This window comes from Kribbella sp. NPDC051587 (genome assembly GCF_044453945.1).
Lineage (GTDB): Bacteria > Actinomycetota > Actinomycetes > Propionibacteriales > Kribbellaceae > Kribbella.
Genome location: NZ_JBITDE010000001.1, coordinates 664,579 through 688,845 on the forward strand (window position 1 = coordinate 664,579; position 24,267 = coordinate 688,845).

Here is a 24,267-nt window from a genome sequence, read left to right on the forward strand (position 1 = left end):
TGATCCCGGCAGGGACAGCGCCTGGCCGGACCTTCGGTCCGCCGATCCCTGCGACGGCCGGAATCCAATGACGCAGCTCCCGTGTGCACTCGGCCGCCACCGCGGCTACCACTGCGATGTCACTGGAGCCGAGTGGCTCGACGACGAGTAGCCGCGCCCCTCATCCGGCGAGGCCGCGTGCCGTCATGCCCCTGAGACCGCGCGGCCTCGCCGTTCCACGTCGTCGCTCGTGCGGGTGAGCTGTGCCGGCGCTTGGAGAACTTCGAGGCGACTCTCCTTGCGTACGACCGAGCCGACAAAAGCGACTTGCCCAAGGATCAGCTCAGCGAGAAGGCGCAAGGAACCGAGCCCGTCGGGGTCATGGGTCTGCGCAGGTCGTACTCGCTGAGGCCCTCGAGCTTGCTGAGGTTCGCTTCGCGTGCGCGCCGCAAGGTGTCGTGGAGTGCAGTCTTCACGTCATCGGTCATCGCACGCTCCAAGTTGCTGTTCGCCTTGGTGGTAAGGATTGCAGCCACCACCGACAGTTCGCGCGGCTCAGCGTTTGAGCGTCAGGACGTAGGGTTTCAAGGCTGTGGCGAGCGCCGCATCGGTGACGGTGTCCGGTACGTCGGGGTAGTAGCCGTCGACTTTGCCGGTGACGTCAGGGCACACACCTTCGGGGACGGATTCGCCTTCGCTGTTGCCGCTCTTCAGCTCGAAGGCTCCCCGCAGTTCGCCCGTCCGGGACTCCCGGACCTCGTAGCGATAGCGAGCCGGCCGGATGTAGAGCATCAGGGGAACACCGCCGGTTTCGTTCAGAGCGCCGTACTGGCCGCACTTCTGCTGCAGAACAGAACCGACCGACACCAAGTACTCGCACACCACAAGCTGCACCGCGGCCGCGTACGTCGGACCGTGATCGCCATCCTGCGGGGCACGAACCACGATCGACCCGTCAGCACTCAGCGGCGGCTCCCATTTGGGCGGCAGCCGCGGTGAACCCGTTCCGGCGCTGAGGGCGTAACTATTAAGCGCCTCCGGGCGATAGTCGGACTTGATCAGCGTCGCGAGATGCGGCGCACGGCCGGCGTAGGGTGCACCAGTTGCGTTGTACGGCGCGATCTTGTGGCTGTTCGACATCACGCAGGGCGCACTCGCCTCTGGCTCGGCCGGCTTGCTTTCGGGCTGGCAGCCGCACAGCACCACAGCCAAAATCACCAACCAGGCAACGCGCTTGGACCACATCAGCGAAGCCTAGGAGCCTGCGAGAGGTCACGACCGCCCCTGGCAAGTTACTGCCAGCCGATCTGCTGGTGCCGGCCGCGACGAACTGACCTTATGCGGTAACAAATGGGCGCCTAGCGCCGAAAAGTCACCGATCAGCGCGTCGCCCCAACACGCTCTTCGATCCGTCGCGCACACACTCCCCAACCACCACGAAGCGTCCGTCGGGCCAACGCTAAGCACCTCGTGTCCTCTCCAACTCAGATGTACGTCGGCCCCTAGCCACCCACACTCGCCGCGAGCGGAGCGAGCAGATCTAGTGAAGGGCGGGTGGGAGCGGACAGCGCAGCATGCGACGAAGGAGCGCGCGTAGTCGACCGCGTGGGGGCGACTACGGATCGGGCGTAGTCGGCCGCGTGGGGCTCACCCACCTCATCCCCCGCACCACGGCACCCGACAACCACCCGCCCTCAACGCGAGCGCCGCGAGCAGGTCGAGCGAGCGCCGCGAGCGTGAGAGGGGCGGCGGGAGCGGACAGCGCAGCACGCGACGAAGGAGCGCGCGTAGTCGGCCGCGTGGGCGCTCACCCACCTCACCCCCCAACACCACCGCACTCGGCGACCATCCGCCCTCAACGCGAGCGCAGCGAGCAGGACGAGCGAGCGCCGCGAGCGTGAGAGGGGTGGTGGGAGCGGACAGCGCAGCACGCGACGAAGGAGCGCGCGTAGTCGGCCGCGTGGGGGTTAACTGCGGGCAGCCAACTCGTTGATTGCTTTGGCGACCTCGACCGGGGCTGAGATAAGGGTTAGGTGGCCTTGGCCGGGGAGGATGGTGGGTGGGGGTGCGCCTACTCGGGTGGCGGTTTGTTCGGCGGAGCCGCCTTGGTTGTCGAGGGCACCGAAGAGAACTGCCTTGGCGATGGGGAGGTTCTTCAGCCGGGCCAGGCGGTCCGGCTGCACCGCGGGGAAGTTGGGCCCGATCATCTGCCACAGCGCTTTCTCGGCGCCGGGGACGCGGAACGGGCGGGTCCAGACCTGGACTTCGTCGTGAGTCAGAGGTGCGCATTTGTCAGCACAGGCGTCGTTGTAGACGCTGCGGATAAGGCTGTCGGAACCCAGGACGAGGCGCAGCGCGGACGTCCGATAAGGGTCGACGACAAGAGTGTTGACGACGGCCCGAGGCGGCCCGCCACCGTTGGGCAGCGGCAACGCGTCGCCGTCCAGGAACATGATGCCGCCGATCTTGGCGGGCTGTTCGAGAGCGGCTTCAGCGACCACGCCGGCGCCCAGTGAGTGACCGACCAGCACAGGCTTGGTGAGTTTCATGGCGTCGAGGAAGCCCAGGAGCTGCGCGGCCAGGTGTTCGATCGTGTACGGCGCTTTGCGCTCGCTGTACCCGTATCCCGTGATGTCGTACGCATACACCCGATGCGTCCGCGCCAGCTCCGGGACCAGCGCCGACCAGGTCTCGACCGACTCGGCCGCCCCGTGGACGAGCACGATCGGGGACCCCGTCGTGCCCCACTCGTCGTACCGGGTCTGCAGGTCGCCGGTCTGGACGAACTTGAGCCCCGGCGGCGGTTCGGCGCGCTCGCGGGTGGCGAAGTTGTAGGTCAGGGACGCTCCGGTGACCACGAGCCAGATCACCACTAGGACGACGAAGATTCGCCGCAACACCCGCACGAGCCGTTTCACGAGGTCAAGTTTGTCGGATGGGTCAAAAGCGGGCCCCCGCGCCCTGGGCAGCGGGCGCGGGGGCTCGGATCACCGGGGAGGGGCTACTGCCCGGTGAAGGTGAAGGTCGAACCGGGCTCCTTCAGTACGTCGCCGTCACGGGAGTTCGTGATGACGACGTTCGTCAGGGTCGCGCTGCCGCGGGCGCCACCCATCGCGAGGATGCCGGAACCGTTGTTCGACTTGTCGATGCGGAGGTTGGTGAGCTGGACGTTCGGCATCTCACCACCGCCGGTCTTGAACTGGATGCCGTCGTACGTCGAGTCGTAGATCTCGGTGTCGCGGATCGTGACACCGGGGATCGGCAGGTTCGACGGGAACAGCGTGATCGCGCCGAACTCCTGATCCTCGTTCCAGAAGGCACCACCACAGCGGTAGAGCGCGTTGTTGGCGATCAGCGTCGTCCCGGAGAACGGGAGCGGGTCGTGGTCGGTCGCCAGCATGATGCCGGGGTAGTTCATCGTGTCGTAGATCAGGTTGTTCTCGATCTTGTTGCCGTACCCGCCGTAGATCGCGATCCCGTTCGCCCGCCACGGCAGCTGCACCGTGTTGTTGGTGAACGCGTTGTCGTGACCGATGTCGACCGACTGGTCCTTGACGTACTTGCTCGCCCAGACCGCCATCGAGTCGTCGCCGGTGGTCCGGAACGACGAGTTGAACACCCTGGAGTTGCGGCTGCCGTTGGCGAAGTTGATGCCGTCGGCGTAGGTGTCGCGGATCCGCATCCCGGAGAACTCCAGCCCGTCGGCCGGGCCCCAGAGCTCGGGGATGTTGTCGTAGTCGCGGCCGACCCAGACCGCGACGTTGGCGTGCTCGATCCAGACGTTGGTGATCTTCGTGCCGGTACCGAACCGGCCGTTCAGGCCGACCCCGCCCTCGGCGTTGCCGTCACCGCCGCGGATCCGGCCGGAGCCGAAGATCGCGATGTCCGAGAGTTGCACGTTCTTGTCGATGTCGAAGCCGAAGTTGCCTTCGTGCGGGTGGTTGATGCCGCCCGCGTTCTGCGGCTCGATGGTCGAGTAGAGCTGGGAGTACCACATGCCGGCACCGCGGATCGTGGTGTTGCTGATCCCGACCTGGTTGTACTGACCGCGGTTCAGCGGGTCGTCGGTGAGGATCTTCTTCTCCTGCCGCCACTGGCCTTCCGGGATCCAGACGCAGCTGATCACGCCGTTCTGGTCGTCGGTGACGGCGCGCTGCAGAGCATCCGCGTCGTCGATCCCATCGTTCGGGACCGCGCCGTATTGGGTGATCGACGTACAGCCGGCCGGCTGTGAGAGCGCCGGAGCGACCTGCTCGAGGTCGATCGAGTCGACGATGTAGTACGACGCCGAGTCGCCGGAGTCGCGCTGCAACTTGAACTTCGTTCCGGCCGGGTACGACGTACCGAGCAGGGCATGTGATTCGTCGAAGAGCCGGCGGGCGTCGCCGCCCGGTGTGTTGGTCAGCGCCTCGGGGCCATCGCTGTTGCCGTAGAGCCAGCTGTAATGCGAGGACAGGTTCAGCTTCTGCTTGAACGTGCCGTTGACGTACAGGCTGATCGTGGCGTCGATGCCCTGGCCGTTGGCCGAGTCCGGGATCGAGTTGCGAACCACGATCGAGTTGGTCTGCACGGTCGAGGTGAACTCGACGTACTGGCCCGTCGTGTTGAGCCGCACCGACGCCCGGCCGGACGACTCGGTCGCGAAGTTGGTGTGCCCGAAGGTGCGCAGCGGGTCGGTGGTCAGCAGTGCACCCGTGTACGCCGCCGCCTCCGCCTCGTACGACGTGTACGGTACGGCGGCGCCGCGGCCGACCACGATCGCCTTCGTGAAGGTGTTGTTGTTCTCGTTGGTCTCGGTCACCGCGTTCGCGGCGTCGGCCGTGGCGACCAGGTTCGCGCCACCGTTGGCCGCGGTCCAGGTGCCCGAGATCGCGACGTTCGCGGTGGCTCCGGCGGCGATCGTGCCGGTGGCACCGTTCAAGGTCGTCGAGCCGATGACGAGTCGGGTCGTGCTGGCTCCGGCGGCCGTCGTACCGCGGTTGTTCACGGCGACGGTGAAGGAGACAGCCGCGCCCGGTGCCGGGTTCGACGGGTTCGGGGTGATGCCGGTGATCAGGAGGTCCGGGCCGGGGGCCTGGGCGACCTGGAGCTGGCTGGTTGCCTGGAGCGTGTTGTTGGTTTCGTTCTGCTCGGTGACCGCGTTACCGGCGTCGGCGACGGCCGCGACGGTGTAGCTGCCTTGCGGCTTGGTTCCCGCGTTGGCCGTGACCGTGGCGGAGGCTCCAGCGGCAAGGGCGCCGACAGACGCCGTACCGGCGACGGAGCCGCCGATCAAGAAGTTCAGGCTGCTGGCGGGAGCGGCCGCCGTACCGGAGTTCTTGACCGTGGCCGAGAGCGTGATCGGCGTGGTCTCGGACGGGTTGGCCGGGGACCAGTCGACCGCGGTGACGACCAGGTCCGGGTTCGGGGCCGCGGCGCCGAAGACCTGGAACTCCGCGACCTGACCACCCGGGGCGCCGGTGTTGGAGAAGACCTGCAGCCGGACGTCGGCGTACCGGCCGGTGACCGGGATCGTGATCGCGTTGCCGCCGCTGTTCGGGCTGAACTGGTAGTCGGCGCGCGCCTTGATCGAGGTGAACGCGGTCGCCGACTGCTCCCGGCCGAGGACCTCGATGCTCTGCGTGCGAGCACCCCAGGCCGAGTCGGGGTTGAGCTTGACGACCACGGAGGTCAGGTCGGCGTTCGAACCGAGCTTGGCGGTCAGGGTCGAGGGGAAGCCGTTCGATTCCCAGTACGTCGCGACGTTGCCGTCGTTCGCGTTGGTCGCGACGAAGTTGAAGACGGCGCTGGACGCCTCGATCGGCTTGTTCGCCGCGAGGTCGGTACCGGTCGGGGGTTCGACGGGCCCGCCACCAGGTCCGGCCAGGTCGAACTCCGACAGTTGCGCGGCCGGCCAGCCGGTGTTCGCGGTGATGTTCAGCCGGACGTAGCGGGCGGCGGTCGTCGGGAGATCGATGGTGACGACGTTGTTCCCGGTGAAGTTGTACGCCGTACCGGTGACGATCGTGCCGAACGTCGTACCGTTCGTGCTGCCCTGGATCGAGAGGGTCTGGGTGCGTGCGCCCCAGCCGGTGGGCAGTTTCAGGGTGATCTGGTTGACGTCCTGGGTGGTGCCGAGATCGGCCTGGATCCACTGCGGGAAGGCGTTGTTGCTGCTCTCCCAGTACGTGCCTTGGTTGCCGTCACCGGCGTTGGTGCTCGGGTATCCCCCGTTCGAACTGCTGGCTGACAAGGTCTTCGCGAGGTTCGCGGTCACGGCCGCGGTCGCAGCGGGCACCAGACCTACTGCGACCACCACCGCCACCAGCACCCCGATCAGGATGCGGCGGACAGGACTTCTCTTTCCCTGCATAAGAGGGCTCCTCCGTCAGAGGGCGGATAGACGGACAGCACCGTGCATCTGAAATTTTCAACACCTTGCCAATTTCTTGCGCGACGGTAGTCGCATGTTGCATGACCCTCCGTCGAAGGTCAACAGCTCGGCGTACGCAAAGCGCCCCACCCGAGCAGTCAGGTGGGGCGTTCTCAGTCCGATTACGCGCGGCGCTGGCTGGCCCAGTGGCGGATCAGCTCGATGCGTTCCTTGAGCTGTTCCGACGACGCCTGCGCGGCGGCCGGGCCGCCTAGTTTGCGCCGGAGGTCGTTGTGGATCACGCCGTGCGGCTGGCCGGTGCGGTGGTGCCAGGCGGCGACCAGACCGTTCAGATCGCGGCGTAGCAGGGCGATCTGCTCGTGCGTGGCGAGCTCGGTGGGAGTCGGGTCCTCGCGCTCGTCGGAGCCGCGTTGCGACCTCTTCTGGGCGGCGATCGACTTCGCCTGCCGCTTGCGTAGCAGGTCGCGCACCTGGTCGGGCTCCAGCAAGCCGGGCAGTCCGAGGAAGTCCAGCTCCTCGTCGGAGGCCTGGTCCCCACCGGTCCCGTAGTCGCCGCCGTCGAACACGACCCGGTCGAAGCTCGCGTCCGAGCCGAGCGCCTCGAACTTCGCGTCCAACTCGTCGCTGGCGCCCTCGGCCTCGTTCGCCTTCTTCAGCAGGTCGTCCTCGAGGGCAAAGATGTCGCCGTCCTCGTTGTTGTTCTTGCGGCCGAGGACGTGGTCACGCTCGACCTCCATCTCGGCGGCGAAGCTCAGCAGCCGGGTCACCGACGGCACGAACACCGACGCCGTCTCACCCCGCTTGCGTGCTCGCACGAACCGGCCGACCGCCTGCGCGAAGAACAGCGGCGTCGAGGTCGGCGTCGCATAGACCCCGACCGCCAGCCGCGGCACGTCGACGCCTTCGGAGACCATCCGGACCGCGACCATCCACCGGGACTCGTCCTCGGAGAACTTCTGGATCTTCTTGCTCGCGGCCTTCTCGTCCGACAGTACGACGGTCGGCGCCTGCCCGGTGATCTCCCGCAGCGTCTTGGCATAGGCCCGCGCCGAGTTCTGATCCCCGGAGATGACCAGCCCACCGGCATCCGGCATGTGCCGCCGCACCTCGGTCAGCCGCTTGTCCGCAGCTCCCAGTACGGCGCCCATCCACTCGCCGGTCGGGTCGAGCGCGGTCCGCAACGCCTGCGCGGTCAGATCCTTCGTCAGCGGCTCACCCAGCCGGGCCGCGACCTCGTCACCGGCCTTGGTCCGCCACCGCATCTCGCCGGAGTACGACATGAAGATCACCGGCCGTACGACGTGGTCGCGCAGCGCGTGCCCGTAGCCGTAGGTGTAGTCCGCCTTGCTCCGCGCATGACCGTCCGGCCCGTGCTCGTACGTGACGAACGGAATCGGGTTGTCGTCGCTCCGGAACGGCGTACCGGTCAGGCACAACCGGCGGGCGGCCGGCTCGAAGGCCTCCCGCACCCCTTCACCCCAGCTGAGCGCGTCACCACCGTGGTGCACCTCGTCGAGGATCACCAGCGTCTTGAACCGCTCGGTCCGGACCCGGAACGCCAGCGGGTTCACCGCGACCCCGGCATACGTCACCGCGACGCCGGTGAAGTCCTGGTTCGTCTTCCCGCGCCGCCCGGCGAAGGCCGGATCGATCGCGATCCCGGCCCGGTCCGCCGCGTCCGCCCACTGCACCTTCAGGTGCTCGGTCGGCGTCACCACCGTGATCCGGTCGATCAGCCGCCGGTGCAGCAGCTCCGCCGCCACGGTCAGCGCGAAGGTCGTCTTCCCGGCCCCCGGCGTCGCGACCGCCAGGAAGTCGCGGGGATTGGTCTCCATGTACTGCGTGAGCGCCTCCGCCTGCCAGGCCCGCAGCTTGCTCGCGGTACCCCAAGCAGCACGATCCGGATAGGCGGGAGGAAGCACGCCCGATCCACCAGGCACGTGCATTTCCACAGGCGGAACTCCCCCGATCGACGACAAGTAAGCCGTACAGAGACGTTACCCGAGATCACCGACAGAACAGATTCGCCGGCACGATCGACACCTCGAACGGACTTGTCAGACGCGCCGTTTCGTCGCCGGTTGCCTTCGCGACCTGCACGTATGCGCCGTCTTGCAGTTCCCACGCAATGAGACTCGGCGTGTCGGGATCCACCACCCAGTACGCCGCACACCCCGCGTCCTGGTACCTCGACCATTTCACCATCAGGTCGAACCGCCGGGTGCTCGGCGATAGCACCTCGACCGCGAGCAACGGCGCGACCGGCAGATCTTGCTCGCTGAAGTCGTCTCGCCGCGCGACCAGCAGATCCGGCTGCATCACCGTGTCGTCGGCGAGGACCACGTCGACCGGCGCCACCAACACGTCGAGCTCCGGTGGACAGTCGGCAAACAACGCTCGATAGATCCCCAGCAACGCACGCTGATGCTGCGGCACCGGCGCGGGGCTCACGAAGAGGGCTCCGTCGATGAGCTCGAACCGACGGCCATCAGTAGGCATCAGTTCGAGATCGGCCCTGGTCAGCGGCGTCGCCGAGTGGCCGTGCTCCGGGAAAGGACTGGGCAAGGTGTTCACGAGACTCATAGTGCCTCCTTGAGTTGGTCACACCAAGAATGTGCAGTCATCTGCCCCGGTCTGCCCCGACGAGTTCCCGGCTGTGGATAAGTGCCGGTCACTGGCGGGGCGGCTTACACTCGGGGCATGAGTACGCAGTTGAGCCCCGGCGCCGACACCGTCATCGATGAGCGGACCCAGCCCCTGGAGGGCGGGGACCATGAGCGGTTCTCGCACTATGTGCCGAAGGACAAGCTCACCGAGGCGATGGTGATGGGGACGCCGGTGGTGGCGTTGTGCGGGAAGGTGTGGGTGCCGAGCCGGGACCCGCAGAAGTTCCCGGTCTGCCCGGAGTGCAAGGAGATCTGGGAGTCGATGAACCCCGGTGACGGCGACGGCGACGAGTAGTCCGTCAGTTGTGCGTGGGGTCGTCCGGGTAGGTGGCCAGGTAGGCCAGCTGGTCGGTCTGGCGGCGCAGGACGCGCCGCCACAGCGTGTCCGGGTCGAGGCTGAACACGTCGTCGGGTTGGGACTCGACGACGTACCAGGCGCCTTCGGTGATCTCGCCTTCGAGCTGGCCTGACGACCAGCCGGCGTACCCGGCGAAGATCCGCATCCGCTGGATGGCGCCCACGAGCAGTTCCGGCGGGACGTCGAGGTCGATCAGACCGATCCGGCCGAAGCACTCGCGCCAGCCGGGCGGGTCGGTCGACTCGATCACCTCTGCGACCGCCAGCGCGCTATCGGTGCCGACCGGTCCGCCCAGGAAGAGGACACCGGGCTCGTTCACGGTGTCCGACCAGTCCGGGAGTACCCGGTCGACGGCCAGGTCGGCGGCGCGGTTGACCACCACGCCCAGCGCTCCGTCGTCGTCGTGATCCAGGAGCAGGATCACCGACCGGCGAAAGGGCGGCTCGTCGAGCAACGGGGTCGCAACCAGCAGCGAACCGGTCAGCGTCTGGGCCGTCATGCACCCATCATGTCGTGCCCGCCAACACGGCCTCTACGGACCACCCAGAAACCCGCCCACGCGCCGGCCGCGACCCCGATCAGATCGGCCAGCGCATCGAACGGATCCCCATCGCGATGCGGCAGCAGATAGTGCTGCACGAACTCGCTCCCGATCGCGTTCACCACGAGCGCGCCGAGCAGCCAGCGCGCCGGTACGCCGACCTTCAGCCCGGTGAACGCGACCGCCGCGAACAGGCAGAAGTGCGCGACCTTGTCGATCCCCGGGATGCCGACCGACGGACCAGCCTCCTCCGGCGCATAGACGCCGTACAGCTGCAGCGCGCAGGCCGCGACGAACGCGACCCGCCACGCCCATACCGAGAACCGCGAGCCGGTCGCCCCCGCCACCGTCGCCGTCATCAGAGCGGAGAGTCGTCCGGGAACAGCTCGGCCGCGGGCGCCTTGCCACCGGCCGCATCCCGTACGGCGTGCGCCACGCGCGTGTGCACCTCGGGATGGAACACGCTCGGCACGATGTACGTCGCGTTCAGCTCGTCGTCCGTGACGACCCCGGCCAGCGCCTTCGCGGCGGCCAGCTCCATCTCGATCGACACCTTCGACGACTGAGCGTCGAGCAGACCGCGGAAGACGCCCGGGAAGACCAGCACGTTGTTGATCTGGTTCGGGTAGTCGGACCGCCCGGTCGCGACCACGGCCGCGTGCTCGCCGGCCTCGCTCGGGTCGACCTCGGGGGTCGGGTTCGCGAGCGCGAACACGATCGCCTTCTCGTTCATCGTCGCGATGTCGGCGCCGTTCAGGATGTTCGGCGCCGAGACCCCGATGAACACGTCAGCACCGGCCAGCGCGCCCTTCAGGTCGCCGCTGTACTGCGCCGCGTTCGTGTTCTCCGCGATCCACCGCAGCTCCGGGGACAGGCCCTCGCGCTCGGTGTGGATGATGCCGCCGATGTCGGCGACGCAGGTGTCCTTGACCCCGGCCGCGATCAGCAGCTTGAGGATCGCCGTACCAGCCGCGCCTGCGCCGGACAGCACCACCTTCACCTCGCTGATGTCCTTCCCGACCACCCGCAGCGCGTTGTAGAGCGCGCCCAGTACGACGACCGCCGTACCGTGCTGGTCGTCGTGGAAGACCGGGATGTCGAGCTCCTCGCGCAGCCGGGCCTCGATCTCGAAGCAGCGCGGCGCGGAGATGTCCTCCAGGTTGATCCCGGCGAAGCCCGGCGCGATCGCCTTCACGATCTCGACGATGGCGTCCGGGTCCTGGGTGTCCAGGCACAGCGGCCAGGCGTCGATCCCGGCGAATCGCTTGAACAGCGCCGCCTTGCCCTCCATCACCGGCAGCGCGGCCTTCGGGCCGATGTTGCCCAGCCCGAGCACGGCCGACCCGTCGGTGACGACGGCGACCGTGTTCCGCTTGATGGTCAGCCGGCGGGCGTCCTCGGGGTTCGCGGCGATCGCCAGGCAGACCCGGGCCACGCCCGGGGTGTAGATCATCGAGAGGTCGTCCCGGTTGCGGATCGGGTGCTTGGCCTCCATCGAGATCTTCCCGCCGAGGTGCATCAGGAAGGTCCGGTCCGAGACCCGGCCGATCTCCACGCCCGGTACGGCGCGCATCGCCTCGACCAGGCGGCCGGCGTGCTCGGTGTCGGCGGCGGCACAGGTCACGTCGATCCGCAGCCGCTCGTGACCGGACGCGGTCACGTCGAGGGCGGTGACCAGACCACCGGCCTGCTCGACCGCGGTCGTCAGCTTGCTCACGGTCGAGCCACCCGCGGGGACCTCGAGGCGAACGGTGATGGAGTACGAAACACTCGGCAAGGCAGTCACGCGGGTGATCCTCTCATGGCACTGGTAGGGGGTGTCTGGGAGCTTCACGCCGTAGCGAGCATGTGCTCGGTGCGGTGCATCGGCGTGCTGGGGCGAAGGGGTCGATGCGGAGCATCGTCACCTTTGCACCAGTGCGTCGAGGTGCCGTGCCGAGTGCAGCGCAGTAGGTGTGATGCTCCCAGACACCCCCTCAGGCCCCGGAGTTCCGTAAGTAAAGTGCATGACCAAGTGCTGGGAAATCCATTACCTGAGCGCTAGGGTGCGGCCTATGCCGACGATCAGTGACGTGGCGGCGCGGGCGGGGGTCTCGACGGCGACGGTGTCCCGGGCACTGAACGGGAAGGCGACGGTCGACCCGGAGCTGGCCGCCCGGGTCCGGCTGGCGGCAACCGAGCTCGGCTACCAGCCGAACGGCCCGGCCCGGAACCTGCGCCGTCAGGAGGCGGCCGTGGTCGCGTTGATCATCTCCGACGTGGAGAACCCGTTCTTCACCGCGATCGCCCGCGGGGTCGAGGACGTCGCGCACCAGGTCGGCTACTCGGTCGTGCTCTGCAACTCCGACGAGAACGCCGAGAAGGAGAGCCGCTACATCGACATCGCGCTCCAGGAACGGGTCGCCGGCGTCATCCTCTCCCCCAGCGGCCCGGCGACCTCGGTCACCAAACTCGCAGCCCGCGGTACGGCGTACGTCGCGGTCGACCGGCCGTTGCCGGATCACGACAGTGACGTCGTACTGGTTGACACCCGTCTCGCCGCAGCGCAGGCGACCGCGCACTTGATTGCCCAGGGCTACGAGCGCATCGGGTGCCTGACCGGGCCTTCTGGCGTTCGGACCGCCGACGACCGCCTGGCCGGCTATCGCGACGCCCTCAAGGCGGCCAAGCACCGCGGCAGCACTCGACTGGTACGGCGGTCCGAGTACAAGGCAGCGGGAGCCCGACGAGCCGCGCTCGAACTGTTGTCCCAGCCCGAACCGCCCGACGCGTTACTCGTCGCCAACAACGCGATGGTCGTCGGCGTCCTGCAAGCGCTTCAGGAGATAGGCCTACGCCCCGGCCGCGACGTGGGTGTGGTCGCATTCGACGACGCCCCCTGGGCAGAACTCCTCGATCCCCCACTCACGGTCGTCGCGCAACCGGCGTACGAGATCGGCACTGAAGCAGCCCGGCTCCTGCTCGCCCGCATCGCCGACAACACCCGCCCGCCGACCGTCACCACCCTCGGCGCCCGCCTCATCGACCGCGCCAGCTCCCACCGCTGACGTCCGAAGAACCGGAGGGCCCGCCTCCGATCCTTCGGACGTTGCGCCCGGGTTGTTCGTAACGTCCGAAGAACCGGAGGGCCCGCCTCCGATCCTTCGGACGTTGTGGAGGGGATCAGCCGGTGGGGTTCTCCTCGGCGTAGATCTTGGCGGCGTTCTCCTTGTCGATCAGGCGGGTCGGGAGGATCTGGGACTTCTCGATGGTTCCGCAGTCGACGAGGATCTTCTTCGCGGCGGCGATGGCTTCCTTGCCGTTGGTCGGGTAGGTGAAGGTGGTGCTCAGGCGGCCCTGCTCGACGGCCTTGATGCCGCCGGACGGGATCGGCAGCGCATCGATGCCGATGAACTTCATCTCCTTCTCCCGGCCGACCGACTTCGCGGCCAGGTACGCACCCTCGGCCATCGGGTCGTTGTGCGCGTAGACCACGTCGATCTTCGGGTTGGCCTTGAGCAGCGCGTCCATCTGCGCCTGCCCCTTCTCGCGCAGCCAGTCACCACTGCCGGAGGCGATGATCTTGATCTTCGGGTTGTCCTTGATCCCGGCCGCGAACCCGTCGTGCCGCTCGGTCTGCGGCGTCGCGCCCGCCAGCCCCTTGAGCTCGACCACGTTGCCGCCGTTCGGGAGCAGCTTCTCGGCGACGTACTTGCCGGCCTCGGTACCGATCTGCACGTTGTCGCCACCGATGAAGCCGGTGTACGCGTCACCGTCGACCTTGCGGTCCAGCACCAGCACCGGGATGCCCTTGTCATAGGCCTTCTTCACCACCGCGGTCAGCGGCGTCGCCTCGTTCGGGCTGATGATCAGCAGGTCGATCTGCTGGGTGATGTAGTTGTCGACGTCCGCGACCTGCTTGGCGTTGTCCTGCGCCGCGTCGGCGAACTTCACATCGAACTGCGGCACCTCCTTGGCCGCCGCCTTGATGTCGTCGTCCATCCGCTGCCGGTACGGCTCGGCGACGTTCGCCTGGCTCATCCCGATCACATACTTGCCGTCGGCCCCCTTGCAGGACTTCGACGAGCCGGCCGACGGGCTGTCCGACGTCCGGTCGCTGGTGGTGCCACAACCCGCCAGCACCAGGGCGGCGACCGCCGCGGCGGCCAGCGGAATCTTCACAGAACGCATGGGGGAACCTTCCTCACGAGGCGGGCCGGAGCCGTTGCAGCGCGGCGGCCGCAACGATCACGAGACCCTTGATCAACAGCTGGATGTTCGAGTCGATGTTGTTCAGGGCAAGGACGTTGTTCAGTACGCCGAGCAGCAGCGCGCCCGCGACCGTCCCGGCGACCGAACCGCGGCCACCGGCCAGGCTGGTCCCGCCGATCACCACGGCGGCGATCGCGTCCAGCTCGTACCCGATGCCGTCGTTCGGGCTGCCCTGATTGAGCTGTACGGCGTGCACGATGCCGGCCAGTGACGCCAGCAGACCGCAGATCGCGAAGACCGCGATCTTGACCCGGACCACCGGTACGCCGGACAGCCGGGCCGCCTTCTCGTTGCCACCAACGGCGTACAGGTGCCGGGAGAACGCGCTGACCCGGAGGAAGATCACGGCCGCGACCGCAACCACGGCGAAGATCAGTACCGGGATCGGAACCAGTCCGCCGAACGTCCGCTCACCCAGGAGAGCGAACGACGCCGGCGCCTCGTGCGGCCCGTCGCCGTACGCGATCGCGACGCCCTGACCGCCGGACCAGATCCGCGCCAGACCCCGCGCGATCTGCAGACCGGCCAGCGTGACGATGAAGGACTGGATGCCGATCATCGCGGTCGCGACACCCTGCAGCGCTCCGAAGATCAGGCCGATCACGAGCACCAGCAGGACGGACGGCAGGAAGCCCCAGTCGTTCTCCACCATCAGTACGGCGGACCCGACCGCCGCGAGCCCGAGGACCGCGCCGACCGAGAGGTCGATGCCGCCGATCAGGATCACGAACGTCATCCCGACCGCGATGATCCCGATCTCGGAGACGGCCCGGACCACGTTCGCGAGGTTGTCCGCGCTGACGAACAGGATCGCGCCGTTCTTGCGGGGCGAGAAGATGATCGCCGCGATGAAGACCGCGAGCAGCCCGAACACACTCTGGAACCGGAAGAGCGTCGCGACCACCGAGGTCTTCTGTCCGTCGGTCACAGGGCTTCTCCGATCACAGCTGTTTCTCCCATTGCCGCAGCCAACAGATCACCTTCGCTGGAGTCCGCCGTACTGAACGACGCCACATCCCGACCATCACGCAGTACGACGACGCGGTCGCAGACGCCGATCAACTCGGGCAGTTCCGAGGACGCGAGCAGTACGCCGAGGCCCTGGCCGGCGAGCTCACCCAGCAGGCGGTAGATCTCGGCCTTGGCGCCGACGTCGACACCACGGGTGGGTTCGTCGAGCAACAGCAACCGCGGCTCGGTCAGCAACATCCGGCCGAACACCACCTTCTGCTGATTGCCGCCGGACAACGTGCCGACCTCGTCCTGCAACCGGCCGAACTTGAGCCGCAGCCGGTCCGCCATCTTCACCGAGGCGACTCGCTCCTGACGCCGGGCGATCACCCCGAGCCGCCCGTACGACGGCAGGCTCGACAGCACGGTGTTCGCCAGAATCGAGTGGAACAGCACGAGTCCCGAAGCGCGCCGGTCCTCGGGGACCAACCCGATGCCGTGGGCAAGCGCCTGGCGTGGACTCCGCGGTCTGATTTCTGAACCCTCTAAGACGATTCGGCCGGACCGCGTGCCGGTGGGCGCGACGCCGTACAGGGTTTCGAGCAGTTCGGTGCGGCCGGCACCGAGGAGACCCGCGAGGCCGACGATCTCGCCGGCGCGGACGGTCAGCGAGATGCCGTCCGGATCGCGGCGGCCCGGTCGTGGGCGGCGGGCGGTCAGCTTCAGGTCCTCGACGCGAAGCAGTTCGCCGCCGGTATCGGTGTCCGGGGTGGTGAACAAGGTCTGCACGGGACGGCCGACCATCGCCTCGACGACCTCCGCCGTACTGAGTTCGCGCGGGTCGAAGCTGGTGACGATCTCACCGTTGCGCAGGACGGTCGCGCGGTCGGCGACCTGCGCGATCTCCTCCATCCGGTGCGAGATGTAGACGATGCCGACGCCCGCGCGGCGGAGTTCGCGGATGACCTCGAAGAGGCGCTCGACCTCGGTCGTCGTCAGCGCTGAGGTCGGCTCGTCCATGATCAGCACGCGAGCGTCGAGTGAGATCGCCTTCGCGATCGTGACGAGCTGCTGCTCACCGACGCGCAGCTCGCCGACCGGGCGCCGCGGATCGATCCGGACCCCGCTGCGTTCGAGCAGAGCGCGGGCCTCGCGATCCATCCGGCGGCGGTCGACGGTCCGCAGCGGGGTGCGCAGTTCACGGCCGAGGAAGATGTTGTCGGCGACGGAGAGTCCGGGGACGAGGTCGAGCTCCTGGTGGATCATCGCGATCCCGGCCGCCTGCGCGTCGGTCGGGCCGCCGAACGACATCTCGGTGCCGTCGATCTCGATCGTCCCGTCGAAGTCGGTGACGTCACCGGACAGGATCTTCATCAGCGTCGACTTGCCCGCGCCGTTCTCGCCGAGCAGAGCGTGCACCTCACCCGCGCCGAGGGTGAAATCCACCTCCCGGCACGCCTGCACGCCGCCGTACCGCTTCCCGATCCGTTGCATCCGGACCAGGGCAGCGTCCTGGCTCATGAGGCCTCCGCCAATCCGGTCAGTAATCGATTTCCCGGACGCTATGCCGCACCGTCGCGACCCGTCAACCCCTCACCGGCCGCACGCCCGAACCGTGACCCAGCTTCGTCCCTGGCCCGGGCCACGCGGCAGCTATTCGATCTGCGTCGAATACGCGGACCGCCAACACTCACCAACTGCGTCAGTGGGCGCTCGGCCGTGCGCCGCTGAGCGTGAATTCGCCCGCGCGGCGTGAGTTAGTGAGTGGGGGCGGTCCGCCTTACTCCGCCAACCACTCCCGGACGGAGTCGTTGTGCTCGCCCAGGCGCGGCGGCGCGAGGTTCTTCTCGCGAGCGCCCGCGAAGAGCTGGTCGTCGAAGCGGAGCGGCGGCCCGGGAAGCTGGATGGTCCCGAGCGTCGGGTGTTCGACGTCGATCAGCAGACCCTGTGACAGCGTCTGCTCCCACTCGTACACCTGCTGGATGTCACGTACCTTGCCGGCCGGAATCCCCTGCTCAGCCAGCGTTTCCAGCCATTTGTCGGCCGACGCCGCCGCGAACGCGGTCTCGATCGCCGCGATCAGCTCGTCGTGGTTCCCGACCCGGTCCGCGTTCGTCGCGAACCGCGGGTCCGCCGGATCCAGCCCGACGATCGGCGCGAACGTCCGCCACTGCCCCTCGCTCCCGACCGCCACCTGCACGCTGTCGTCCGCCGTCCGGAACATCCCGTACGGCGCGATCTGCGCATGGTGGTTACCGATCCGCCCCGGTACCTGACCAGCGACCGTCCATTTCGTCCCGTGGAACGCATGCACCCCGACCATCGCGGCCAGCAGGCTCGTCCGGACGACGCGCCCCTTCCCGGTCACCGACCGCTCGTGCAACGCGGCCAGCGCGCCATAAGCGCCGTACATGCCGGCGAGCAGGTCCGCGATCGGGACCCCGACCTTCGTCGACTCGGCCTCGCCGGTGACGCTCATCAGACCGCCCTCGCCCTGCGCGATCTGGTCGTACCCGGCGCGCCCGCCCTCCGGCCCGTCGTGCCCGAACCCGGTGATCGAGACCACGATCAGTCCCGGATTCAGCTCGTGCAGCCGCTCGACCGAGAACCCGAGCCGGTCGAGCACACCGGGCCGGAAGTTCTCCAGCAGGATGTCGGCCTTCCGAACGAGCTTGGTGAGCAGCTCCTTGCCGTCGTCGGACTTGAGGTCCGCGGTCACCGACTCCTTGTTCCGGTTCGCGGACAGGAAGTAGGTCGACTCCCCCTCGACGAACGGCGGTCCCCACCCACGGCTGTCGTCCCCGCCGGCCGGCGCCTCGACCTTGATCACCCGGGCCCCGAGATCCCCCAGCATCATGCCCGCATGCGGCCCGGCCAACGCCCGGGTCAGGTCCACCACAACGACGTCCGAGAGCAGCTGCATGCGCCCGAGCCTAGGGCTCACCCCACCACCCCGACACCAAGTGAGACTGATCCCTCAGCAGCCCCATTTCCCTGGCTAGGCACCGCGGTTGGGGGTTCAGCACCGTGGTTCACGGTGGAGAACCCCCAATATCAGTGCCTAGCCAGCCAAATTGCGGGCGAGGGAGGCCAGGCGGTGGGTTACATCGCGGGGGCGTTCTTGGGGGAGCATGTGGCCGGCGCCGGGGTACATCCAGACGCGGGCGTTCGGGAGCTCGGCGGCGATGCGATTCGCGTGCCGCGGCGGCAGCAGCCGGTCCCGGGTACCGTGCATGATCTCGACCGGAATCTGGTCCAGGGCCTTGAGCGCCTGTGCGCGATCATGCTGAAGGATCGCCTCGAAGAATCCGCTGTACGACGCTCCGGGTAGCAGCGTGAGTCCCTGCTGGAAGATCGCGATCTCGGCCGGGTCCACCTTCTTCCCGAACACGAGTTGCCGCAACGCCGGCCGCTGCAACAACGCAGCCACGTTGGCACGCGCAGCACGAGCCGCGTCGCGCCCACCGACCACTCGCCCCACGGCTCCACCGGCACCCACCAACACACCTTCCGCCGTACCAGCCGCACGTCCGGCAGCGTCAGCCACCGAAGAGGCTGCCCCCTCAGCGGCGACCATCGCGGCGTCTGCAGCAGCAGCCAGTCGCTCGGCCCGGCGGTCCACTCGAGATCCGACAACATGCGCAACGCGCGGCGCGAACCGCACCGCAGCCGGCTCGAACCGCGGCGGCAGACCCAACGCGCCTCGCGCCACCTGACCGGACGACGTACTCACCAACGCAGCAGCCTTGATCCGCGAACCGAACAACTCCGGCCGCGAATCCGCCAGCTCCATCAGCGTCATCCCGCCCATCGAGTGCCCGGCGTAGACGACCGGCCCGTCACCCACCACGGTGTCGAGCACCGTCACGAGGTCGTCGGCCAACTGTGCGATCCGCAGCGACCCAGCCGGCGCCGCATCGGAGCGCCCGTGGCCGCGGTGGTCGTACGTCACCACTCGCACCGCCTGCGACCCGAGGATCTGCGGCAGCCCCGAGACCTGGTGGTGCCAGGCGCGGGTCGAACACGTCCACCCGTGCACCAACAGCACCGTGACCGGCGCATCGGCCGGTCCGGTGGTCTCGACGTTCAGGTGGATCCCGTCGGTCGTCGTCACGGTCTGGTTCGTCACGCAGTCTCCCGTTCCCGTTCGCCGGCGGCCAGGTGAGCCGCGCGCAGCCGCCCGCCGCGGGCGCCGCGCCCGACCAGCCAGGCGATACCGGCGATCTCCAGTAGACCGACCACGCCCAGCAGGGCATAGCCGCCGTTCCACATCCATCGTGGCACGTCGGTGCGTTCCTCGCGCCGCAGTGTGAGCTGCTCGTTGACGAAGGCAACGGTCTGGCCGTCGGAGACCTGGATCGCAGGCTTCTCGATCGCCGCGTCCTCGGGCGCGTACACCCACATCGCGGTCATGTCGCGCTGACCGGTGTGCAGCCGGATCATCGACTTCCACTTGCCGTACATCGGCAGCGCGTCCGCGGACCGGTAGGTGCCGTCAGCAACCTTCTGCATCGGGTGCAGGACCCGGCCACCACCCTGCCAGGCCAGCGCCTCGAACCAGCGCGCGTCGTCGGCCGCGGTGGCCGGGTCCAGCTTGACCGTGATGTACGCCGTCGGCTCGGCCCCCGTGGCGACCCGCTCCAGCGACACCGTCCCGGTCACACCCGGCTCGGCCGACCGCGGTACGCAGAAGAACACCGTCGCGACCACGGCCAGCAAGCCGATCGCCCCCAGCTGATGAGTCCGTCGGATGACCGCCGGCCGGGTGTTCCGTACGTCGGTCGCCCGCTGCTCGCCGGCGACTTCGGCGTACCGGGTGGCCAGCCAGGCGCCGACCAGACCAGCACCGGCGCCGACCACGACGCCGTACCCGAGGGCGGACGGCAGGATCGACGACGGCCAGGCGATCGGCATCCAGACCTGGCTCCACGCGTACTCCGCGACCACGCCGACGGTCCCGATCAGGGCACCGGCGACCAGGCCGAGGCGGAAGCGGTTCTTGTTGCCGAGGGCAAGGGCCACGGCCTCGACCAGGATCGCCTCGACGATCAGCAGCGGGAAGTGCCCGAGGATCTCACCGAGCGGCTGGTTGACCGCCCAGGCGATGATGCCGCGCACGGCCAGGTAGATCGCGAGCGCGCCGAAGGTGATGCCCGGGCCGCGGCGGGCGCGCAGGATCGTGAAGCCCATCGCCGCGCCGAACGCGATCAGCAGCGGGTGCAGGATCAGCGGAAACTGCGGTACGCCGTAGTTGAACTCGGTACTGAACAGGTCCCACGCGATCAGCAGTGCGCCAACCGACGCGACCTCTTGGAACAGCCGGCGCTTGTTCATCCCCATCAGCTGCTCGACCTCGGCGACCGCCAGCAACCGGGCGAAGATCGAGAAGACCACGCCGCCGATCATCAGCAGGTGGGTCGGCCCCCAGAGCGTGACGTCCTCACCGAAGAGCCGGTGCCAGGTGTCGTCGAGCGGGAAGCCGACCAGCGCGAACGTGCCGCAGACGAGGATCAGCGCCGCGCTGCACGGGATCCGCCAGCTCTTGGTGAGCTTGATCGTCCGGGCCGGCAGCGGCTTCCCGGCGAGCGCGATCGGCAGCACGCCGGTCACGATCACCCCGAGGATGCCGAAGAAGATCGGGTAGTGCGCGGGCGTCCCGAACGGGCCGGTGTCGCGGCCCTTGTCGATGTGCACCGCGATGTCCCACCAGACGCCGAACGCGCAGGCGAGCAGCGAGACGACATGGATGTACGGCGACAGCGCGGCCCATCGGGGGACTCCGTCCAGTCTCCCGATGGTGTCCGCGAGCCTGCCGATGAGGGTGACGCGCCCGGTCCGTTCCCGCCACAGGAAGACGGCCATCGCGACGTACAGCAGTCCCACCACGCCGGTCACGATCGCGATCTGATCGAACGTCGCCGTACCGGTGGTGGCCATCGGGATCGCCATCCGTCGCTCCTTCGGGACAATAAGAATGCGCCATGGCAGATGTTACATACGATATGTAACGTCGTATCTGGAAGACTGTCAAGAGTGGAAGCAGACGAGGAGCTCACCGTCGACCAGCTCGCCGCCAAGGTGGGCATGACTGTGCGCAATGTGCGGGCCTACGCCGGGCGCGGCCTGATCCCGCCGCCGCGGCTGGTCGGCCGCACGGGCTACTACGGCGCCGACCACGTGGCACGGCTCACGCTCGTCCAGGAACTGCTCGGCAAGGGCTACACGCTCTCCGCCGTCGAGCGCATGATGAGCGAGCTCCCCGACGGCGCCCTGGCGCTCGGCGTCTTCCAGACCCTGGTCAACCCCTGGACCCCGTCCGAGCCCGAGGAGCTGGACGAGTTCCAGCTCGCCGAGGCCGCCGGCGTCCCGCACGACCCGGCCGTCATCGACCAGCTCGTCGAGCTCGGCATCGCCGAGCGGATGGACGACGGCCGCCTCCGCATCCCCAACCCCGACCTGCTCCGGATCGGGTTCGAAGTGATCAAACTCGGCGTCCCCCTGGACGCCATCTTCGTGATGCTCCCCAAGCTCTTCACCCAGGCCGACGCCGTCGCCAAGATCTACGTAGAGCTCTTCCGCTCCACCGTCTGGCGCCAGTTCGCCGACGCCGGCCTCCCCGCCCAGGGCTGGCCCGAGATCCAGCGCACCCTCGAAAACATCATCCCGCTCGCCGGCCAGGCCCTGGTCGCCGCCTTCCGCGAAGCCATGGCCCGCGAGATCGAGATCGCCGCCTACGAAGAACTAGGCCTGGACCCCAAAACCCTCCCCTCCACCGGCTGACCCTCAGAGGGCAGACTTCAGATCTGTCTGACTGAAGTCGTTGCCCTTGAAGAGCAAGGGCTCGCCCGAGTCCTGGGCAAGCGCATAGGCGAAGCAGTCTCCGAAATTCAGCCCGGCCGGGTGACCGCTGCCCTTGCCGAAGTCCCGGTAGGCCTCGCGCGCGATGCGCGCATGCGCCTCGGTCACCGGCTCGATCTGGATCTCGGCGGCGCCGACCAACTCGTCGAAGCGGCGGCTCACCACCGGGTTCCGCTGGCTGTCGATCACAACCGCAGCCTCCAGGAAGGTCGCCGCCGACATCCGTCGCGACGGCGCAGCCTCGATCGCCTCGGCGAAATCGGCCGCATCGGGCTCGGCGCGCAAGATGGCGATCAACGCGGAGGTGTCGATGATCATCGGGGCAGTCCGTTCTCGTCGTACAGAAGATCGCCGTGATCGACGGCCAGTGCTTCGTCCGACATCCGGTGCGCCGCGTCGGCCCCGATCGCCAGCAGCCGGTCAGCAAGTCCAGCGCCTCGCAGACGGCGGACCCTTGCCAGCCGCTCCCGCACCGACGTATCGACGGCTGCCGTCTGGGACTCACCCGTCAGGCGCGCCAGCTCGCGGACCAGCTCATGAGTGTCCTCGTTCTTGATGTTCAGACTCATGCTGCCACCTTTCTACCCGTATAACTCTACCAGTCTACCCAGACTGCCAAAACCCAAGCCCGGGGAGCCTGGTGGGTTGCCCGGGCCTTGGGTGGCGATCAGTCGCCGTTGTAGAAGGAGGTGGTGGCGCGGGCCAGGACGGTGCCGAGGAACTTGGCGTTGTTCGGGGAGCCGGCGACGGTGATGGTGTTGGTGGCCCAGGGGTCGCCGTAGGTGCCGAGGAACCGGGTGGCGACCCAGCGGGTGGTCTTGCCGCTCTTGTAGGTGTAGACGATGGTGCTGGCGGTCAGCGGGCCCATGCCGGTGCTCGACCTCAGCTTCGTCGTCGCGGTGCTGACGATGTGCAGGCCCTTGGTGCCCTTGAGCGCCTTCTGCTTGGCCTTGAGCAGGGTCGCGGTCGTCTTCGAGCCGTCGACGATGTTGTCGAACCGGACGAACTGGTTGCCGGTGCCAAGGAACTTCGTCGTGAAGTCGTCGATCTTGACGGTCTTCCAGGTGCTCGGCACCTCGGCGCTCGAGAGGCAGCCCGTCTCGTAGAAGCAGTCGAAGTGCCGGGTCTTGAACTTGACGGCCGCTGCCGCCGACTGCTGCTTGGTGACGGCCGGGGCCGCGTTGCTCTGCAGCGCCGAACCGCCGAGCAGCAGCCCGCCGGCTGCGATCGTTGCTGCGATACCGCTGATCATCTTTCGCATTGGTCTACTCCCCCAAGGTGTTGGTGACTTACGAGGAGACAGACGACTGCACCAGTACGACGGTTGGCGGGTGCCCGGGGGTCGGCACGATCGGGCAGTTAGCCGGCGAGGGCTCGGCCACCCTTGGCGACTGCGGCGGCGATCCGATCCAGTGCGTGCTGGGAGGCGGCGTCCGCGGCTCGGTAGACGACCAGGCGCTGAGTGGGGTCCCCGAGCGGCGTGAGTACGTCGTACTCGATCGCGAAGTTGCCGAACTCCGGATGCCTCAGGTCCTTGCGGCCGTTGCCTTTCACCCGTACGTCGCGGCGCGCCCACAGCTCGCTGAATTCCTTACTCTCGGCACACAGCATCCGGACCAGCTCGGCCAGCTCTTCGTCGTCGGAGTGCGCGGCCCAAGCTGCACGCAGGTCGGCGATCCCCTCGCGGATCACGCGCTGGCGGTCGGTGTAGTAGTCGAAGAAGATCGGCTCCAGGGTGCACAGGATCATCGCGTTCCGGCGCTCCGGTACGACGTTGGCGAAGTCGAGCATCAGCAGCTCGAGCTCGGGATTCCACGCGCAGATGTCGAAGCGGTGGTTGATCAGCATCGCGGGCAACGGCGACACCGCCTGCACGAGCGCGGCCAGCGAGCTCGACGCGGGCTGCCGTCGTACGGCGGTCCATTGCCGGGTGAGGTCGAAGACGTACGCGTGCTCGTCGGGCGACAGCCGCAGGGCCTTGGCCAGCGCCTCGAGCACCTCACCCGACGGCCGCAGGCCGCGTCCCTGCTCGAGCCGGACCACATAGTCCACGCTCACTCCGGCGAGCTCGGCGACCTCCTCCCGCCGCAGTCCCGGCGTACGGCGGGCGCGTCCTGGCCGGTCCACGCCGGCCTCGGCCGGCGCGAGCCGCTCGCGGCAGCCGCGGAGGAAGACGGCCAGTTCCCGAGCCACGTCGACGGTCATGCCACCTATTTTACGAAGGTAGGCCCACCTCTTCGAAGGTAGGAAGGCCAGTCCCAGGATGAACCTTCCCTTAACCCCACTCACC

General features: G+C 68.1%; 22 protein-coding genes. 3 read left to right on the forward strand and 19 right to left on the reverse strand.

Going from position 1 to position 24,267, the window contains the following annotated elements:
- Window positions 1–317: 317 nt before the first annotated feature.
- From ACIA49_RS03190 to ACIA49_RS03215, 6 genes are all read right to left on the reverse strand, one after another.
- Window positions 318–515 carry a hypothetical protein gene (locus tag ACIA49_RS03190; RefSeq protein WP_396375437.1) on the reverse strand — a complete coding sequence of 66 codons (198 nt, stop codon included), beginning with the start codon at window positions 513–515 and terminating at the stop codon, window positions 318–320.
- A 19-nt stretch (window positions 516–534) separates the two neighbouring features.
- On the reverse strand, window positions 535–1,224 hold the full coding sequence (locus tag ACIA49_RS03195) for a hypothetical protein (protein WP_396375438.1): 690 nt from the start codon (window positions 1,222–1,224) through the stop codon (window positions 535–537).
- 722 nt (window positions 1,225–1,946) lie between these two features.
- Window positions 1,947–2,897, reverse strand: coding sequence for an alpha/beta fold hydrolase (locus tag ACIA49_RS03200; protein WP_396375439.1), 951 nt, complete (start codon window positions 2,895–2,897; stop codon window positions 1,947–1,949).
- 83 nt (window positions 2,898–2,980) lie between these two features.
- A complete protein-coding gene (locus ACIA49_RS03205; protein ID WP_396375440.1) occupies window positions 2,981–6,331 on the reverse strand; it encodes a CARDB domain-containing protein in 3,351 nt (1,116 codons plus the stop codon).
- A gap of 182 nt (window positions 6,332–6,513) precedes the next feature.
- Entirely contained in the window at window positions 6,514–8,298 is a 1,785-nt protein-coding gene (locus ACIA49_RS03210) for a DEAD/DEAH box helicase (RefSeq protein ID WP_396376030.1), read from the reverse strand.
- 61 nt (window positions 8,299–8,359) lie between these two features.
- Complete coding sequence (locus tag ACIA49_RS03215; protein ID WP_396375441.1) at window positions 8,360–8,935, reverse strand: Uma2 family endonuclease; 576 nt, start codon at window positions 8,933–8,935, stop codon at window positions 8,360–8,362.
- A gap of 117 nt (window positions 8,936–9,052) precedes the next feature.
- Between ACIA49_RS03215 and ACIA49_RS03220 the strand changes: the two genes are divergently transcribed.
- Window positions 9,053–9,313, forward strand: coding sequence for a DUF3039 domain-containing protein (locus ACIA49_RS03220; RefSeq protein WP_396375442.1), 261 nt, complete (start codon window positions 9,053–9,055; stop codon window positions 9,311–9,313).
- A 4-nt stretch (window positions 9,314–9,317) separates the two neighbouring features.
- Here the strand turns inward: ACIA49_RS03220 and ACIA49_RS03225 are convergent, their stop codons facing one another.
- Genes ACIA49_RS03225 through ACIA49_RS03235 form a run of 3 tightly spaced genes read right to left on the reverse strand, consistent with a single transcriptional unit; the run spans window position 9,318 to window position 11,703 of the window.
- Complete coding sequence (locus tag ACIA49_RS03225) at window positions 9,318–9,875, reverse strand: YqgE/AlgH family protein (protein ID WP_391546830.1); 558 nt, start codon at window positions 9,873–9,875, stop codon at window positions 9,318–9,320.
- On the reverse strand, window positions 9,872–10,276 hold the full coding sequence (locus ACIA49_RS03230) for a VanZ family protein (RefSeq protein WP_396375443.1): 405 nt from the start codon (window positions 10,274–10,276) through the stop codon (window positions 9,872–9,874). Before ACIA49_RS03230 ends, ACIA49_RS03225 begins: the two co-directional genes overlap by 4 nt.
- Window positions 10,276–11,703 (reverse strand): NAD-dependent malic enzyme, encoded by a 1,428-nt coding sequence (locus ACIA49_RS03235; RefSeq protein WP_396375444.1) that lies wholly within the window; start codon window positions 11,701–11,703, stop codon window positions 10,276–10,278. The genes ACIA49_RS03230 and ACIA49_RS03235 overlap by 1 nt, the downstream gene beginning before the upstream one ends.
- A gap of 268 nt (window positions 11,704–11,971) precedes the next feature.
- On the opposite strand from ACIA49_RS03235, the gene ACIA49_RS03240 reads away from it, so the two are divergent.
- Entirely contained in the window at window positions 11,972–12,964 is a 993-nt protein-coding gene (locus ACIA49_RS03240) for a LacI family DNA-binding transcriptional regulator (RefSeq protein WP_396375445.1), read from the forward strand.
- Between the two features lie 115 nt (window positions 12,965–13,079).
- Here the strand turns inward: ACIA49_RS03240 and ACIA49_RS03245 are convergent, their stop codons facing one another.
- The 6 genes from ACIA49_RS03245 to ACIA49_RS03270 all read right to left on the reverse strand — a co-directional run bounded on the left by ACIA49_RS03245 (window position 13,080) and on the right by ACIA49_RS03270 (window position 21,068).
- Entirely contained in the window at window positions 13,080–14,087 is a 1,008-nt protein-coding gene (locus tag ACIA49_RS03245) for a substrate-binding domain-containing protein (protein WP_396375446.1), read from the reverse strand.
- 13 nt (window positions 14,088–14,100) lie between these two features.
- Entirely contained in the window at window positions 14,101–15,096 is a 996-nt protein-coding gene (locus ACIA49_RS03250) for an ABC transporter permease (protein WP_396375447.1), read from the reverse strand.
- Complete coding sequence (locus ACIA49_RS03255) at window positions 15,093–16,640, reverse strand: sugar ABC transporter ATP-binding protein (RefSeq protein ID WP_396375448.1); 1,548 nt, start codon at window positions 16,638–16,640, stop codon at window positions 15,093–15,095. Before ACIA49_RS03255 ends, ACIA49_RS03250 begins: the two co-directional genes overlap by 4 nt.
- A gap of 259 nt (window positions 16,641–16,899) precedes the next feature.
- Entirely contained in the window at window positions 16,900–18,042 is a 1,143-nt protein-coding gene (locus ACIA49_RS03260) for a CaiB/BaiF CoA transferase family protein (RefSeq protein WP_396375449.1), read from the reverse strand.
- Window positions 18,043–18,180: 138 nt separating this feature from the next.
- Window positions 18,181–19,248: an alpha/beta fold hydrolase gene (locus ACIA49_RS03265; RefSeq protein WP_396375450.1), complete on the reverse strand. Its 1,068-nt coding sequence runs from the start codon at window positions 19,246–19,248 to the stop codon at window positions 18,181–18,183.
- The gene (locus ACIA49_RS03270) at window positions 19,245–21,068 is read right to left on the reverse strand and encodes a hypothetical protein (RefSeq protein ID WP_396375451.1); all 1,824 of its coding nucleotides are present in this window, start codon (window positions 21,066–21,068) and stop codon (window positions 19,245–19,247) included. The genes ACIA49_RS03265 and ACIA49_RS03270 overlap by 4 nt, the downstream gene beginning before the upstream one ends.
- An 84-nt stretch (window positions 21,069–21,152) precedes the next feature.
- Here ACIA49_RS03270 and ACIA49_RS03275 point away from each other — a divergent pair, with 84 nt between their 5' ends.
- Window positions 21,153–21,899: a MerR family transcriptional regulator gene (locus ACIA49_RS03275; protein ID WP_396375452.1), complete on the forward strand. Its 747-nt coding sequence runs from the start codon at window positions 21,153–21,155 to the stop codon at window positions 21,897–21,899.
- A 3-nt stretch (window positions 21,900–21,902) separates the two neighbouring features.
- On the opposite strand, the gene ACIA49_RS03280 is transcribed toward ACIA49_RS03275, so the two are convergent.
- The 4 genes from ACIA49_RS03280 to ACIA49_RS03295 form a co-directional block, all read right to left on the reverse strand.
- Entirely contained in the window at window positions 21,903–22,295 is a 393-nt protein-coding gene (locus ACIA49_RS03280; RefSeq protein ID WP_396375453.1) for a type II toxin-antitoxin system VapC family toxin, read from the reverse strand.
- Window positions 22,292–22,546, reverse strand: a complete 255-nt coding sequence (locus tag ACIA49_RS03285; RefSeq protein ID WP_396375454.1) for a type II toxin-antitoxin system VapB family antitoxin — start codon at window positions 22,544–22,546, stop codon at window positions 22,292–22,294. Before ACIA49_RS03285 ends, ACIA49_RS03280 begins: the two co-directional genes overlap by 4 nt.
- Before the next feature lie 98 nt (window positions 22,547–22,644).
- A complete protein-coding gene (locus ACIA49_RS03290; protein WP_396375455.1) occupies window positions 22,645–23,238 on the reverse strand; it encodes a hypothetical protein in 594 nt (197 codons plus the stop codon).
- Between the two features lie 98 nt (window positions 23,239–23,336).
- On the reverse strand, window positions 23,337–24,182 hold the full coding sequence (locus ACIA49_RS03295; protein WP_396375456.1) for a helix-turn-helix domain-containing protein: 846 nt from the start codon (window positions 24,180–24,182) through the stop codon (window positions 23,337–23,339).
- Window positions 24,183–24,267: the final 85 nt, after the last annotated feature.